The organism is Streptococcus sp. A22 (assembly GCF_043674215.1).
Classification (GTDB): domain Bacteria; phylum Bacillota; class Bacilli; order Lactobacillales; family Streptococcaceae; genus Streptococcus; species Streptococcus suis_V.
In genome coordinates, this window is sequence record NZ_JBIMJQ010000014.1 from 38,209 (window position 1) to 52,664 (window position 14,456).

At 44.2% G+C, this 14,456-nt stretch carries 14 protein-coding genes and 1 pseudogene; all 15 read right to left on the bottom strand.

Features of this window, described 5'->3' with window-relative positions:
- Positions 1–63: 63 nt before the first annotated feature.
- Positions 64–1,365: an RsmF rRNA methyltransferase first C-terminal domain-containing protein gene (locus ACHBHN_RS06980; protein ID WP_172010044.1), complete on the bottom strand. Its 1,302-nt coding sequence runs from the start codon at positions 1,363–1,365 to the stop codon at positions 64–66.
- A complete protein-coding gene (locus tag ACHBHN_RS06985; protein ID WP_105123233.1) occupies positions 1,362–2,123 on the bottom strand; it encodes an inositol monophosphatase family protein in 762 nt (253 codons plus the stop codon). The genes ACHBHN_RS06980 and ACHBHN_RS06985 overlap by 4 nt, the downstream gene beginning before the upstream one ends.
- The gene (locus ACHBHN_RS06990) at positions 2,113–2,391 is read right to left on the bottom strand and encodes a UPF0223 family protein (protein WP_105123232.1); all 279 of its coding nucleotides are present in this window, start codon (positions 2,389–2,391) and stop codon (positions 2,113–2,115) included. The genes ACHBHN_RS06985 and ACHBHN_RS06990 overlap by 11 nt, the downstream gene beginning before the upstream one ends.
- Positions 2,392–2,397: 6 nt before the next feature.
- Positions 2,398–2,799 (bottom strand): Spx/MgsR family RNA polymerase-binding regulatory protein, encoded by a 402-nt coding sequence (locus ACHBHN_RS06995; protein WP_105110983.1) that lies wholly within the window; start codon positions 2,797–2,799, stop codon positions 2,398–2,400.
- 79 nt (positions 2,800–2,878) lie between these two features.
- Positions 2,879–3,610, bottom strand: coding sequence for a potassium channel family protein (locus tag ACHBHN_RS07000; protein WP_394733840.1), 732 nt, complete (start codon positions 3,608–3,610; stop codon positions 2,879–2,881).
- Positions 3,603–4,526, bottom strand: coding sequence for a bifunctional riboflavin kinase/FAD synthetase (locus ACHBHN_RS07005; RefSeq protein ID WP_394733841.1), 924 nt, complete (start codon positions 4,524–4,526; stop codon positions 3,603–3,605). Before ACHBHN_RS07005 ends, ACHBHN_RS07000 begins: the two co-directional genes overlap by 8 nt.
- Positions 4,527–4,559: 33 nt before the next feature.
- Complete coding sequence (gene truB / locus ACHBHN_RS07010; protein WP_394731885.1) at positions 4,560–5,435, bottom strand: tRNA pseudouridine(55) synthase TruB; 876 nt, start codon at positions 5,433–5,435, stop codon at positions 4,560–4,562.
- Positions 5,436–5,583: 148 nt separating this feature from the next.
- Positions 5,584–6,612, bottom strand: a complete 1,029-nt coding sequence (locus ACHBHN_RS07015; RefSeq protein WP_394733842.1) for a YeiH family protein — start codon at positions 6,610–6,612, stop codon at positions 5,584–5,586.
- Positions 6,613–6,744: 132 nt separating this feature from the next.
- Positions 6,745–8,106: a glycoside hydrolase family 32 protein gene (locus ACHBHN_RS07020; RefSeq protein ID WP_394733843.1), complete on the bottom strand. Its 1,362-nt coding sequence runs from the start codon at positions 8,104–8,106 to the stop codon at positions 6,745–6,747.
- An 18-nt stretch (positions 8,107–8,124) separates the two neighbouring features.
- Positions 8,125–9,735, bottom strand: a complete 1,611-nt coding sequence (locus ACHBHN_RS07025) for an ABC transporter substrate-binding protein (RefSeq protein WP_394733844.1) — start codon at positions 9,733–9,735, stop codon at positions 8,125–8,127.
- A gap of 46 nt (positions 9,736–9,781) precedes the next feature.
- A pseudogene (locus tag ACHBHN_RS07030) lies at positions 9,782–10,668 on the bottom strand (carbohydrate ABC transporter permease).
- A gap of 9 nt (positions 10,669–10,677) precedes the next feature.
- The gene (locus ACHBHN_RS07035; protein ID WP_105110989.1) at positions 10,678–11,598 is read right to left on the bottom strand and encodes a sugar ABC transporter permease; all 921 of its coding nucleotides are present in this window, start codon (positions 11,596–11,598) and stop codon (positions 10,678–10,680) included.
- 156 nt (positions 11,599–11,754) lie between these two features.
- The gene (locus tag ACHBHN_RS07040; RefSeq protein WP_394733847.1) at positions 11,755–12,744 is read right to left on the bottom strand and encodes a LacI family DNA-binding transcriptional regulator; all 990 of its coding nucleotides are present in this window, start codon (positions 12,742–12,744) and stop codon (positions 11,755–11,757) included.
- 372 nt (positions 12,745–13,116) lie between these two features.
- A complete protein-coding gene (locus ACHBHN_RS07045; RefSeq protein ID WP_105160656.1) occupies positions 13,117–13,665 on the bottom strand; it encodes a hypothetical protein in 549 nt (182 codons plus the stop codon).
- An 82-nt stretch (positions 13,666–13,747) separates the two neighbouring features.
- Positions 13,748–14,158 carry a VOC family protein gene (locus ACHBHN_RS07050; protein WP_105123258.1) on the bottom strand — a complete coding sequence of 137 codons (411 nt, stop codon included), beginning with the start codon at positions 14,156–14,158 and terminating at the stop codon, positions 13,748–13,750.
- Between the last annotated feature and the right edge of the window lie 298 nt (positions 14,159–14,456).

A 14,456-nucleotide genomic window follows, 5' to 3' on the forward strand; every position in this document is an offset into this window, starting at 1 on the left:
TTTTCCACCATTCCACTATAACATATAACCGTACAAGTTGCAAAAATAATCTGCTTGCATCTCTTAAAAACGAAGGCCTTTGGGAAAGCTGTTTTTCAAGGTCCCATTGACAATTTTTGCAAATCCCAGACCATTGCCAGCAACCGCTACCTGATACCAACCATTAGGCAAATCCTTGGACACTTCAAGAGGCTGACCAGCCACATAGGCGGTGAAATCATCCAAGCCAATGTCCACTCGTTTTTTCACCTCATGGCTATGCAGGGCAAGACCAAGGGCAAAACTTGGCTCGAAACGTTTCTTCTTGAAAACGCCCAGATGAAGACCATTTCGGGCAATCTTAACCTTGGATAAGTCTGGCAGACCGGCAGGCAAGAGATAGAGATTGTCGCCAAAGACCTGCAGGAGACCGTCCAACTGAACCCGCAACTGCTGTTCCGCAAACTCCTTCCAGAGCTGGCTTTGTTCCCGGTTGAGATTGGACTTGCCAGACTTGACTTTCTTGCTTCTTCCCTGACCGACATAGCGGAACTTGGCCACAAATTGCCCTTCCCCCTTGAAATGGTGCGGATACATACGAGCCGTCTCAGGACAGCCAATGCCCTCCACCATTCCATTTATTTTAGGAATATCCACCAACTCTAGATGAAATTCTTCTACTAACCAGGCTACAATTTCTTCGTTTTCCTCAGGCGACCAGGTGCAGGTTGAATAAATCAGTTGTCCCTGGGGAGCCAGCATCTCTATTGCAGACTCCAAGATTTCTCTCTGTAGAGCCGCACATTGGGCCGGGTAGTCCGCAGACCAGTACTGAATGGCATCCGGATCCTTGCGGAACATGCCCTCACCTGAGCAGGGGGCATCCAGAACAATCATATCGAAATAGGAAGGGAAAACCTTTGCCAAACGGTCGGCTGATTCATTGGTCACGATAACATTTCTGGCAGCAAACCGTTCAATATTTTCAGCTAAAATCTTGGAACGCTTGGTCGATATTTCGTTACTGACCAAGAGGCCAGTATTATCCAGATAGGAAAGCAGGTGGGTCGACTTGCCTCCTGGGGCTGCCGCCAAGTCCAGGACTTTCATCCCTTTTGCAGGCGCAGCTACTTGACCGACAATCTGAGCGGCCGGTTCCTGGGAATAGACCAGACCTGTCACGTGCTCAGGGGATTTTCCTGAAACTTTGCCATAGTAAGACCAGGGCATGTCCGGAATGGCATCCACAAATTCCATCTGGGCCTCTTTAAGCGGATTGGTACGAAACCCTGAAACAGCTGGCTGGTCAAAACTCTCAAAAAATGCTTGGGCTTCTGGTCCAAGCAATTCACTATATTTATCAATAAAATCTTGTGGTAAATTCATGATGTCAGATACCTTTTTACTTCTTCAACATTGGCGTCGGCCACCAAGAGAACATACTCCCGTCCCTGGTAAAGTGGCTGGTCATTTTCCAAACTCAGGAGACTGAACCCAAGGGCCTGACCAAGTATGGCTGCTGCCGCATAATCCCAGGGGTAAATATAGGAAGCGTAGGCCAGAAGACGCCCCTTCAAAACCTGTAAAAAGCCAATTCCAGCACTTCCTACCGATCGCGTCCCCAGGGTTTGCTGGGCCAAATCCCGCAAACCATAGGCATTTTCTGCATAAATCTTGGCATTGAGCCCCAGCAAACTGTAGGCAAAATCCTTCTTCTGGGGAGCAGGCAAGAGTTGGTCATTGAGCTTGACAGGATAGTCAGCACCACCATGCAAAATCTCATCATTCATGAGATCGTAAATGACCGCAAAAATCCCTTTTCCTTCTTCAAAATAAGCCAGCATAATGGCAAAATCCGCCTTCTGCGCGATAAAATTCGTGGTCCCGTCAATAGGGTCGATGACCCAGACATGACCAGTATCAATGCTGGAAACATCGCCACCTTCTTCACCAAAGATATGGTCGTCAGAATAATGCGATAAAATAGCCTGACTGAGACGCTCCTGGATAGCCATATCCACATGGGTTACCAAGTCCTGGGGATTAGTCTTTGCAGTGATTTCCAACTGGTCGTCCAGATGTTCCAGGAGAAAGTCCCCGGCTTCCTTGACAATCGTCAGGGCAAACTGGTATTTAGCGTCCAAGTCTGACCACCCCCTTCTGCCTTTCTTGGGCAGCCTTGACTACACGGTAGCTAGAGTAGCCAGAAACATCCTCAAAATCACGGTCAATTTGCTTTTCTTGGGCCTTACTGGGAACCACTTCCTTGAAGGCACGGTAGGCTGTCAAAACCTGTCCTGCATCAGCTCCCTTTTCATAGGCCAGCTCCACCTGATTCAAAAAAGAAAGCACGGAGGAAATCTCCTCTGTGCTCCACGAAAAATCAAGTGGATATGAATAATTTTTGTTCATATCAATTTATCCTATTTCTGCTCGCAATGTAGCATTTTTTAATTCTTGTTTACGGTATTTTCTAGGAAGGAAGGCACGGATTTCATCTTCGTTAAACCCAATCTGCATCCGCTTTTCATCCAAGATAATGGGACGACGCAAGAGACTCGGATAGGTTTCTATCAATTCAATCAATTGACCAATGGACAGGTCATCGACATCCACATTCAACTTTTGAAAAACCTTAGAACGTGTCGAAATGAGGTCGTCCGTTCCATTTTCTGTCAAGGCTAAAATTTGCTTAAGCTCGACAGCAGTCAGCGGACTGGTCATAATATTGTGCTCAATAAAAGGGACTTCATGATTGGTCAACCATGTACGCGCCTTGCGACAACTAGTACAGCTTGGCGATAAAAACAAGGTAATCATCTGTTTCAGCTCCCTTCTACATTCCTAATCACTTATATTATATCGCAACTTTAGAACGTTTTCAAGGCTATTCCTGGATTTATTCCTCTTTCTTAATCAAAATGTCGATTTTTTTCTCCAACTCCTGAATCTTCAAACCTTGTTCCTCGATTTTGGCAAGGAGAATATCCATCTTGGTCTCGCGCTCATTGTCGGTAAAAAAGCGGGTAATGGTCGAGGTCACCATACCGAAGGTGCAGATGCCAATCAACATCAGGAGGATGGCCATAATTTTTGAAACAGTATCCGTAGGAACAATATCCCCGTAACCAACCGTTGTCATGGTCACAATAGACCACCAGAGAGCATCAAAGAAGGACTTCTTCTCGATGATAGACAGGACCCCACTGGCCACTAGGACAGCTGATACATTGAGCATCAGAACCTTGGACAGGCTATTGGTGTGGAGGAGCTTATTGAGCGTGTCCCAGAAACGATTGGATAGGGCAAAAATGCGGGCAACCTTGACCAGGCGAAAAAGCCGCGCCAGCCGACCAATCTGCAGGAAACGAAAGACCGAATCGAAGGGAATAATGGCAATCAATTCCAAGATATGGTCCTGTATATATTGCAGATTATCTTCTGCATAATAAAGCTGAACGAAATAGTCCACTACAAAAATGAACCAGAGGCACCAATCCAAGGTCTGAAAGCCAGAATTATACACAAGGCTGGTATCTAGCAGTTCCAAGACAATCAAAAGAACGTAGGCCAGGGCCAGATAGGTCATGACCTTTTCATAAATAGGGTGTTGGACCCATTTTTTAATCATGCTGCCCCCAGTTGAGTGAATAGGCTTCATCACTCTTCATCTGCTCCATCAGAGCCTCAATGCCATCAAACTTAATCATGTCACGAATTTTTTCCAACCAGAAAATAGTCATGCTTTCTCCGTAGATAAAGTCTTCAAAGTCAAAAATATGGGCCTCAATCCGCAGTTCAGTCCCATCAAAGGTGACATTTTTCCCTACGCTGGTCATGGCTCGGTAACGTCGGCCACCGACCTCTACATCTGCTACATAAACACCGTCCGACGGTAGATGAACTCTATCGTAAGGAGCCAAATTAGCGGTAGGATAGCCAATGGTTCGACCTCTAGCATCCCCGTGAACAACCAGGCCTTGAGTCGTAAAGGTGTAGCCCAGCAATTGATTAGCAAGGGTGACATTCCCTTCTTTAATAGCTTGGCGAATGCGGGTGGAAGAAATTTTTTCACCGCCCATGGTCACTGCCTCCACAACCTCAACCCGACCATCAAACAGTTCTGCCAAAGCCGTAACATCTGCTCTGCAATTGCCAAAATGATAGTCGAAACCTGCCACCAAGACCTGAGCCTTGAGCCCCTTGATATAGCGTTCTACAAATTGCTCCGGCTGATTGCTGGCAAATTCACTGGTAAAGGGCGTCAAAAATAGCCGGTCTACACCATGGTCTGCCAAGAGCTGGTAGCGTTTCTCCCGGCTGGTCAAATGAAGGAGTAAGTCCAGCGAAAAGCGGGCAAAAGCCAACTTGGGGGACTCAGGAAAGGTCAAAACCGTCACGGTCAACCCCTCTTGATCCGCAATTTTTCTGGCCCGCTGCAAGAGTGCCTGGTGGCCCAGGTGAATCCCATCAAAATAACCCAAAACCAGCACCGTAGGCTCCTGCTGGTTCAAATCCCTGTAATCATTTATCTCTATAATTTCCATAACAGTTTATTTTATCATATTTTTGGACGAAAACTAGGCAAAAACCTTGCTTGGTTTGTAGAGGTCGTCTCGTTTTTCAAAAACAGCAATCAACTTGTCCTCATATAAGCCAGCTACTCGGTCTGCACTGGCATCCAATTGGAGAAAACGGCCAAAGCCAGCATCTGCCACCTGCTCTTCATTCAAGGTCACAATCGGCAGGTCACCAATGCCTTGCTCAATGGGACGAAGGAAGGAGAAATCATCTCTAGCAACCAAGGCCGCTATTTCCTCCAAGGTCAGTGCGTCATCCAGGCACATGCCTGCTGAACCAGTCCGCTCCAATTTGGACATGTGGCTGGCATAACCTAGCTTGGCACCCAGGTCCACAGACAGGGTCCGAACATAGGTTCCCTTGCCGCATTTGACACGGAACGTAAATCTGGCACAGCCGTCTGACAGCTGAATAGGGCTAGTGCGTTCAAAGCTGTAAATGTCCACCTGGCGTTGGGGACGCTCTACCTGCTCTCCTGCTCGTGCATATTCATAGAGCTTACGGCCATTGACCTTGACAGCTGAGTACATAGGCGGAATCTGGGTAATCCGACCGACAAAGCTAGCCATAGCCTCATCCACTGCCTGCTCTGCTATTTCCAAAACAGGCGTCGTCTCCAAAGTTTCCCCGGACGCATCTTCTGTCGTAGTCGAGTAGCCAATGGTAATCTCGCCCTCGTAGACCTTGCCCTCCTCCTGCATGAACTCAATCATGCGAGTAGCCTTGCCAACCGCAATGGGCAGAACACCTGTCACATCTGGGTCCAGGGTCCCGCCATGGCCAATTTTCTTTTCCTGTAGGATCTTGCGGAGCTTGAAAACCGCATCATGACTGGTCATGCCAGCCTCTTTTTTTAAATTGATAATTCCTGAAATCATAGATTTAATTATACCATAAAAGGACCGCTCTTGTGAGCAAGTCCTCGCTTACTTTCTAAGAAGCTGTATTTACAAGTAAATGTCATTTAGAAAATTTCCTTAGTTAAAGGTGTTGAACTGTAAATACAGGTTTATAAATTCCTGACTAGCCAATCATCCCTAGCAGATACTGCAAGAGGAGGGAGATGCAGGTAATGCTAATCCAGCAGCTGGCCCCTAGCAGAATGGCTCTTCCACCTGTCCTGAGCAGATGAAGCAGGTCTGTCTTGAGTCCAATCGCTGCCATGGCCATGGTGATGAAGAACTTAGACAAATCCTTGATGGGCGCAAAAATTGCTTGAGAATAGCCCAGACCAGTCCAAATCGTCGTAAAAAGACTGGCCCCAAGGAAAAAGAGGATAAAGGTCGGAAAGACCGTTTTGAGCGAGAAATCTGACTGGCTGGACCGAGCTTTTTTGGCTTGCAGAATGGCCAGAACAAGAGTAATCGGTATGATGGCCAGAGTTCGTGTCAATTTGACTGTTACACCTGTATCTAGGGTCTGACTTCCCAGCTGGTAAAGATTATCCCAGGTGCTTGCTGCCGCTGTGACAGAGGAGGTATCATTGATGGCAGTTCCTACAAACAAGCCAAATTCTTGACCCGATTGGGTGGAAAATCCCAGGATTTTTCCTAAACTGGGAAATAGCAGTGCTGCCAAGAGATTAAAGAAAAAAATCACCGAGATGGCTTGGGCAACCTCTTCATCCTTGGCCTTGATAACAGGCGCTGTCGCTGCAATGGCAGAACCCCCACAAATCGAAGAACCAACTCCGACCAGGATTGCAATCGGTGCTTCAATCGCAAAATACTTGTGCCCAAGATAGGCCACTAGCAGGGCTGTTGAAATTGTCGCAAGGATAATAGGCAAGGACTGCTTGCCAGTCTCCCAGATGACACCCAGATTGAGACCAAACCCTAGTAGAATAACCGCATATTGCAATATTTTTTTAGATGTAAAGGCCAATCCAGCATCCAAAACATAGCTATCCTTGATAAAAAATGCTAAGACCAGTCCTATTATCAAGGCAAAGACTGCTCCACCAACCAGCGGAAATTGACTTCCCAGCCACTGACTGGCCAAGGCAATAATGACACAAACACCGATACCAGCTGCTTTTCTCCTAAATTCCATCCTAACCTCCCCCAAAGGAAACTTTTCAAACATTATACTCTTTTTCTGTAAAAAATGCCTGGGAGGGATGATAAACACCTCAGGCCCATTAGAAAAGACCCGCACAAGCAGGTCTTGAATTTTAGGGGGCAGTTAATCTAGATCGGTGACTTGGTAATCACCCTCAATATAGAAAGTCGATGTCAGGCTTTCCTGCCCTTCGTTGACAAGGATTTCCACACAGTTGCTGTCAACCAAAACCAACAAGTCTGTCGCTTGAACCGTGACCGCTCGACGTACGGTTGACCATTCCTCTTCACCAGCTTGCTGGATTTTGAGGTGGCTACGGTCAATATAGACTTCTTGACTTTCCTTGTCGTAACCAAATTGTAGGTAGTCTTGGTCGCTTCCAAGTTTTAACTCCAAACTGTCTTCCAGTTTAAGAGAGAGCTTGCTTGGACCTTGGATGCTTTGTCCAATTTCAATATCCTTGAAGGCTTCCAAGACACTTGTTGGCAGAACTTGGTGCAATCCGTTTTCAGTCTTCTTGAGAATGCGTGGAAGAGTCATCTGACCGTACCACTTATGGCCTAGGTCATTGGTCACCAACTTGCGTCCCCAAGTGTGCATCCAGGCAATCATGACACGTTCGCCTTCTGGACCTTCAGTCGTTTGAGCTGCATAGAAATCATGCCCATGGTCGATTTCCTTAAAGGAATCTGCCACAAAGACTTTCTTGTCCCAGTCCACATGACCTGTCACAAAGATGTTGGAGTTGATATTGATAAAGTCATTTCCGTCTTTTTGGTAACGCATTGGAGAGATAATCAGGTACTCTTGACCGTCCACTTCAAAGTAGTCAGGACATTCCCAGACAAAGCCTTGGTTGGCCTCACCTTTCAAGAAGATAGACTCAAATGTCCAATCCGTCAGGTTGGGAGAGCTGAGTAAGACGATACAGCCGACATTGTCCTTGTGCTTGGTAGCGACAACAGAGTAGTAGTGACCATCTTTCTCAAAAATCTTCGGATCGCGGAAGTCATTGGCGATGACTTCTTCTGGCAGTCCATCTGCTGTTGCGACTGGATTCTGCTCGATTTTTTCAAAGTGAATACCGTCAGTTGAGAAGGCCATGTTCTGAACTTGGCTAACTGTCCCGTCTTCATTGTTGATATGACCGGTATACATGAGCCATAGAACATCATCTTTGACAATGGCAGAGCCCGAGAAACAGCCGTCCTTATCGTAGTCCTTGTCTGGAGCAAGGGCAACTGGAAGGTGTTCCCAGTTGACCAAGTCCTTACTTTTGGCATGCCCCCAGTGCATTGGCCCCCAAACACTCTCGTAAGGGTTGAATTGGTAGAACAAATGGTATTCTCCACGGAAGTAGATAAATCCATTGGGGTCGTTCATCCAGCCTGTTTCTGGTGTTAAATGGGCTTGCGGTTTGAAAATCGGATTGACGTTTCCTTTTTCTGTCTGAATAATTTGATTGGCTTTATCAACTGTTTTCACAGGCAGCCTCCTTTTAAATTACTGTTTTTCTTTGTACTGATCGTAGTATTTTTGCTTAATAGCTAACCAGTCAGAAAGACCATAGCTTTCCAACTCTTTCAAGTAGCTATCCCATTCTTCTTCGATACCACCGTTTACAATCCACTCTGCACGTTTGCGGTAGATGAAGTCGTTCATATCTGCTTCTACTTGGGCAATCTTGTCCAAATCTTCTTGTTCCATGAAGACACGAGGGTAGATATCATCGTTGGTCACATAGTCAAGATAGGTTGCGTGCATCAAGTCCAAACGCCATTTAGCATCATCTGGCATAGTTGTCACTGTACCGTAGTATTCGTCAAGAATAGCAAGCGGTCCTCCAACTTCTGTCTTCTGACGCAATTCACCCGGTGCAGTGCCGTTCAACGGTAGGTGCTTAAGGCTATTGGTTGCTGTATCAAGTTCAAATATGTTTTGTTGGGTTTCGTCCCCATAGGTACCCCAGTTGTTTTGAACAGACTGGATTGGTTTGTATTGGGCATCAATCCATTTAGCAGTCAATTCCAAGTTTTTGTTAGCTGAAGTAATGACCATGCGGTCACGTTGAAAGCCCATACCGTTTGTACGTGTGATGTGCTTGGTTCCGTCAGGACCTGCCAAGACTGGCAAGATGTCATAAGTATCGTTCATCCCTGTAATGTTCGCTTTATCCCAAGTGAAGTATACACCGTAGAGATTTTCACTACCTTTAGCAAGATAAGTATTCCAGTCATGCTCGAAGGCTTCTGGGTCAATAAGACCTTTCTCTTGAAGGGTACGCATGAACTCAACACCTTCTTTGTAGTCTTCATTGTCCGCTGTAAAGTCAACAGTGCCGTCATTGTTGACAACGATGTGCTCGTCGTTATCTCCGACGCCAAAGGCACCAAAGAGAATCTTGAAGTCTTCGCCGCCGTTACCGTTGACAAAGGACATTGGGATTTCATCTGCCTTACCGTTGCCGTTTGGATCTTTTGTCTTGAAGGCTTCAAGGACCTTGATCAAGTCATCGGTTGTTTTTGGCATTTCAAGACCAAGCTTGTTCAACCATTCCTTGTTAATCCAAGCAATATCGCTGACAGTATGGATAGATTCCTTGCCTTCACCCAACTCTTCAATCCATGGGAATGAGTAGATATGTCCGTCTGGTGCTGTAATCATGGAACGATACTCTGGATTTTCATCCAAAATTTTCTTGAGGTTTGGCATATGCTCATCGATCAAGTCTTCAACTGGTACAATAACACCTTGTTTAGCCCAGTTCATCAATTCCACATCAGAAGCCCCGTCGTTATGGATGGCATCTGGCAAGTCACCCGAAGCAATGTCCAAATTCCGCTTTTCACCAAAGTCTGACTGGTAGTTTGTCCATTCAATATGAACGCCAGTTTCTTCCTCAAGACGTTGAAAAATCAACTTTTCATTAGGATCAGCTGGAGCTAGAGGTGAACTAGCTGTCATGAACTTAAGCGTAACGGATTTTTCCAAAGGGAACTGAACATCTTTCAATTCATAATCAGGGCTTGATGCGGTATTTTTCGAGCCACAAGCAGCCAACAAAACGGTACTTGCTAGAAGCGTAACAACTGTTTTTCCAAATTTGTGTTTCATCAGAAACAACCTCCTGTTTTGTTTTCTATAAAAATTTTGAATAATTTTAACCTTTTAATGAACCAGCCATGATACCCTTGTCAAAGTATTTCTGGAAGAATGGATACATAACAATGAGTGGCAAGCTAGAGATGACAATGGTCGCATACTTAATCATTTCTGCGATTCGTTTCATTTCATTCATGGCAGCCTGGGCACCAATCATGTCCTTAGCAGGCTCGCTTTGAATGAGGATTTTACGAAGTACTAGTTGGAGTGGCTCCAAGTCTGGATCCTTGATGTAAATCATAGCATCAAAGTAAGAATTCCATTGACCGACAAAAGCATAGAGAAAAAGTACAAACATAATCGGTTTTGCCAGCGGAATCATGATTTTCCAGAAAATCTGAAATTCATTGGCACCGTCCATAACGGCTGCTTCAACCAACTCATCTGGCAAGCCTTGAAAATAGGTCCGTGCCAAGATGATATTCCAAACATTGACTGCTCCAGGAATAATAATGGCCCAGACAGTGTTCAACATTCCCAAATCTTTAACCAAGAGATAGGTCGGAACGAGTCCACCACCGAAGAACATGGTGAAAACTAGAAAGGCATTGATCCATTTTTTCCCAACCAAATCCTTTTTTGAAAGAGGATAAGCAGTCATGACCGAAATGGCTACAGTCACAAAGGCAAGGAGAAGGAATAAAAGAGGGAGTTGAAGAATCCGCGTAGGATAGACTTGTCTGAAAATACCCTTTGGTAGCCTTCTACTGTCCAGTCCTTTGGATCAAAGCTAATGCCTTTGCTGACCAAAGCCTGCGGATCCATGAAGGAAGCGACTAAGATATAGACCATAGGCACAACTGTTATGAGAACAAGAAATGCCAGCAAGATTTTATTGACAACCAGCATTCGCTTGTCAAATTTTGTGTACATTTGTGTATTCATACGAACCTCCTATAAGCCTTGTCCGTCGTTAATGCGTTGGACAATCTTATTGACTGCAATCAGCAGGATAATATTGATAAAGGCATTGAACAAACCAACCGCTGTTGAGTAGGAGTAGTCCCCTGACACCAAACCAATTTTATAGACATAGGTTGAGATGATTTCAGAGCTGGTCAGGTTGAGGGAGGTCTGCATCAGAAAGGCTTTTTCGTAACCAACGTTCATGATGCCCCCAGCTGCCAGGATAAACTGAATGACCATAACTGGTTTTAGCGCTGGTAAGTCAATATGCCAGATACGTTGGAAGATATTGGCACCGTCTAATTTTGCTGCTTCAATCAAGGCAGGATCAACATTGACCAAGGTTGCTGTGTAGAGCGTTGAGGCCCAACCCATTCCCTGCCAGATACCACTGAGAATATAGAGAGGTCTGAAGTAATCAGGATTCGTCAGGAAGTTGGCCTCCAACCCAAACATACCTAGGATGGAATTGACCGGTCCTCCTACCGAGAAGAAGAGAAAAATCATACCGACGATGACCACGACCGAGATAAAGTTTGGAGCATATAACACCAATTGAATCCGTTTTTTAGCCTTATCGCTCAATAATTGATTGAGCATGATGGCCAAAATAATGGGTGGAAGAAATCCTAGGAGCAGGCCGTAGACACTTAATTTCAAGGTATTGGCAAGCAAATTACCAAAGTTTGGAGAAGAGAGAAACTTGGTAAACTCTTCAAACCCAATCCACTCACTGCCAAGTACCCCTTTTAACGGATTGTAGTCCTTGAAGGCAATCAGCACCCCGTACATAGGAATGTAACGGAAGATGAAGGTTAAGGCCAAACCTGGTAGCAACATCAGCAACAAGAGTTTCTGTTGCTTTATTCTGTCAACTATACTAGCTTGTTGCAGTTTTGATGTTTTCATAAGAACTCCTTTTTGAAACGTTTCAAAATTTTCTGTTTTAGAAAGAGGATGAACTCCTCTATTTTTGAAACGTTTCATTTTTCTTGTAAAAATAAAACCAACTATTTATTGATGATTTTATTCTAACATTGTAACCGTTTTCTGTCAACCCCAATTTCAATTTTTTGTCGTTTTTCCTTCAACATAGGAAATTGGCAGGGTGATTTGTTGTGGCTGTCCTTTTTTATCAATGATATCAATCAAACAAGCCACTGCTTCTTGAGCCATTCTTTCTAACGGCTGACGAATGGTCGATAGGAACATCGGACGATCTCGTGCGATTTGGATACCATCATAGCCAATGACCTGGACATCTTCAGGAATTCGTTTACCCAGTTTCTCCAAAACTTCTACCGTTTCCAAAGCTACAAAGTCATTGATGGTGAAAATGGCATCAATTTGCGGGTTGGCAATCAAAAATTTCTCTACTTCTCCAACAAAATCATTATAGGGTTCTTCCAAATCGAGAACATGGCAGGGATAGCCAGCTTCTGTGATTCGTTTTTCAAAATAAATTCTGCGTTTTTTGGTTTCGTTGATGGTTTTATTGTGCCCACCGATAAAGGCAAAATGGCTACCACCTTTTTCAATCAAGGTGTCCGCTGCTAGTTCTGCACCAGCTTGGTTGTCCGAGCTGACACAGGCTATTTCCTTGTTTTCATAGGTGCGGTCGATACTCACAAAAGGAATATTAGATGATAGGTAATCGTCAATGGGACTATACGTGATGGCGATAATGCCGTCCACCTTATTTTGCTGGAGCATGGTCAGGTAGTCCAGTTCCCTCTTGGGTCCTGAGATATTGCAAAGGAGCAACTTGTAATTTTTCTTACTCAGTTCCACTTCAACATGATAGGCAAATTCTCCAAAAAAGGGATGCCAAACAGTCGGAATAATCAAGGCAATGGTTTCGGTCTTGTTCTTCTTCATACCACGGGCATAGACATCCGGAATGTAATTCAATTCCTGAATGGCTGTCTGAACTTTTTCAAGGGTGCTTTCCTTGATACCAGACTCCTTGTTGATAACTCTTGATACAGTCCCAACGCTTACACCAGCAACCCGCGCAACATCTTTCATGGTGATTGATTTTTGTTCTTCCACAATCGGCTCCTTTCCAAAAGATTTTTTGAAACGTTTCAACATTTATTACTAGGATATCATTGACAGCGTTTTCTGTCAAGAAAAAAATAAAATAGACCAGCTGAGCCAGTCCATTGAGCTGACAAAGTCTAATTATTTCTTTTTCTTTCTTTTCCAATAATCAAATAAATCCAACAAACAATAAGGAATAAGATAAACAAAATAAGCTAGAAAGAACCATCTTGAATCAAGATTGCTAAAATACAAAACAAACAAAACTAGAAGAGATAATACTAAATAGAAATTCTTATTTTTAAATAGTTTGCTCATTGTTATTTACCCCTAAAGTCCGTGAAATGTTTATAGCCTTTTGTTTTAAATAGAGCCGTCCATTCCTTACGATTTATACATCCTCTTCATCGGGTGCTTGGCAATGACTTCTGGGTGATTGTCCAGTGCTGCCTGGCCTTTTTCGGTCAAGGCGTAGCCACGAACCTTGAAGTAAGGTGCCAATTGTTCCTCCGTCAAATGGTCTTTGAGGGCTTGATCAACTTCTGACGCCTTCATTTTCGACAAACCGGTCACACCTTCCGCCTTGAGAATATTTTTCTTGGCCGTTGAAGTAATGTGATCCAGCGACTCAAATGCTGTTTCGACGCGGGCATAGCCATCCGCAATCAGTTGTTCCATATGGGCAGGACCGTCAATCCCATAGCTGTACTCAAAATACTTGGAATAGGGCGTCGTCGTTTCAAAAGAACCTAGACTAATGCGCCAGAGCAAGATAATATCGCCCGGCAAAATTCCCTCTTCCAGACGGACCATATTGCGCTTGGGAACCGGCTTGGGTTCTAGCAACCATTGACCCAAATCGCGTTCAGGAGAAATATAAGGCTTGACCTCATGGTCTTTATACATTTCCTCAATGCGTTTCTCAAATGACATGTTCTCTTCCTCACCAAACTTAAACTTCTACTCAATTATAGCCTATTTATGGGCATAGAACAAGAAGAAGAACTGCAGATTGTTAGGCACCAACCATAATCTGCCAGCAGATACCAAATTGGTCCTCAAGGTTGGCATAGGCAGGAGCCCAAGGTGTTTCCTGGTATTCAGCAATAATCTTCCGTGCATCCCGGCTCAATTTCTCGTAAATACGTCTAGCATTATCCGCCGTATCCACCACAATAAAGGCCGAAAAATTGTAGCCCTGTCGGTATTCAAAGGCAGGATTTTCATCCGAAATCATCAGTCGATGCTCTCCGACCACTAATTCAGCGCTCAAGAGCAAATGTTCGTGCTCCTTGGGACAAGGATGGACAAAGTCTGCCCATTTCTTCAGATTACAGACCTCAGCCTGCAGGGCATCTTGGTAAAACTGGACCGCTTCCACCCCATTTCCATTCGTTACTAGATTGATTTCTAGCGCTTGTATCATTTTAACATCCTCACATTGATAAATAAGCATTCTGCAACTTCTTCATTATACAAAACGGCAATTTTTATTATACAATTTTTGTAGAAAATTTCAAAAACAAACGAATTTCAGATAATTAAAGTCAATTCATAAATATTGGAATAATCAACTTTTTATCGATATTTATTAAAAGATTAACTTAAAATCATTTGTAAATCTTTAGTTATTTTTAATCAAATAAAGGCTCTATAATTTCTGTAGTGGGTAAATCCACTGTAGAGATTATGGAGCCTTTTTGAGTGTAGAAAAAAAGTCCCAT

Bases quoted from the DNA above. Each gene is read 5' to 3' on its own strand.
- ACHBHN_RS06980 (WP_172010044.1), bottom strand. From the start codon at position 1,365: ATGAATTTACCACAAGATTTTATTGATAAATATAGTGAATTGCTTGGA.
- ACHBHN_RS06990 (WP_105123232.1), bottom strand. From the start codon at position 2,391: ATGAACAAAAATTATTCATATCCACTTGATTTTTCGTGGAGCACAGAG.
- ACHBHN_RS06995 (WP_105110983.1), bottom strand. From the start codon at position 2,799: ATGATTACCTTGTTTTTATCGCCAAGCTGTACTAGTTGTCGCAAGGCG.
- ACHBHN_RS07000 (WP_394733840.1), bottom strand. From the start codon at position 3,610: ATGATTAAAAAATGGGTCCAACACCCTATTTATGAAAAGGTCATGACC.
- ACHBHN_RS07005 (WP_394733841.1), bottom strand. From the start codon at position 4,526: ATGGAAATTATAGAGATAAATGATTACAGGGATTTGAACCAGCAGGAG.
- ACHBHN_RS07015 (WP_394733842.1), bottom strand. From the start codon at position 6,612: ATGGAATTTAGGAGAAAAGCAGCTGGTATCGGTGTTTGTGTCATTATT.
- ACHBHN_RS07025 (WP_394733844.1), bottom strand. From the start codon at position 9,735: ATGAAACACAAATTTGGAAAAACAGTTGTTACGCTTCTAGCAAGTACC.
- ACHBHN_RS07035 (WP_105110989.1), bottom strand. From the start codon at position 11,598: ATGAAAACATCAAAACTGCAACAAGCTAGTATAGTTGACAGAATAAAG.
- ACHBHN_RS07045 (WP_105160656.1), bottom strand. From the start codon at position 13,665: ATGTCATTTGAGAAACGCATTGAGGAAATGTATAAAGACCATGAGGTC.
- ACHBHN_RS07050 (WP_105123258.1), bottom strand. From the start codon at position 14,158: ATGATACAAGCGCTAGAAATCAATCTAGTAACGAATGGAAATGGGGTG.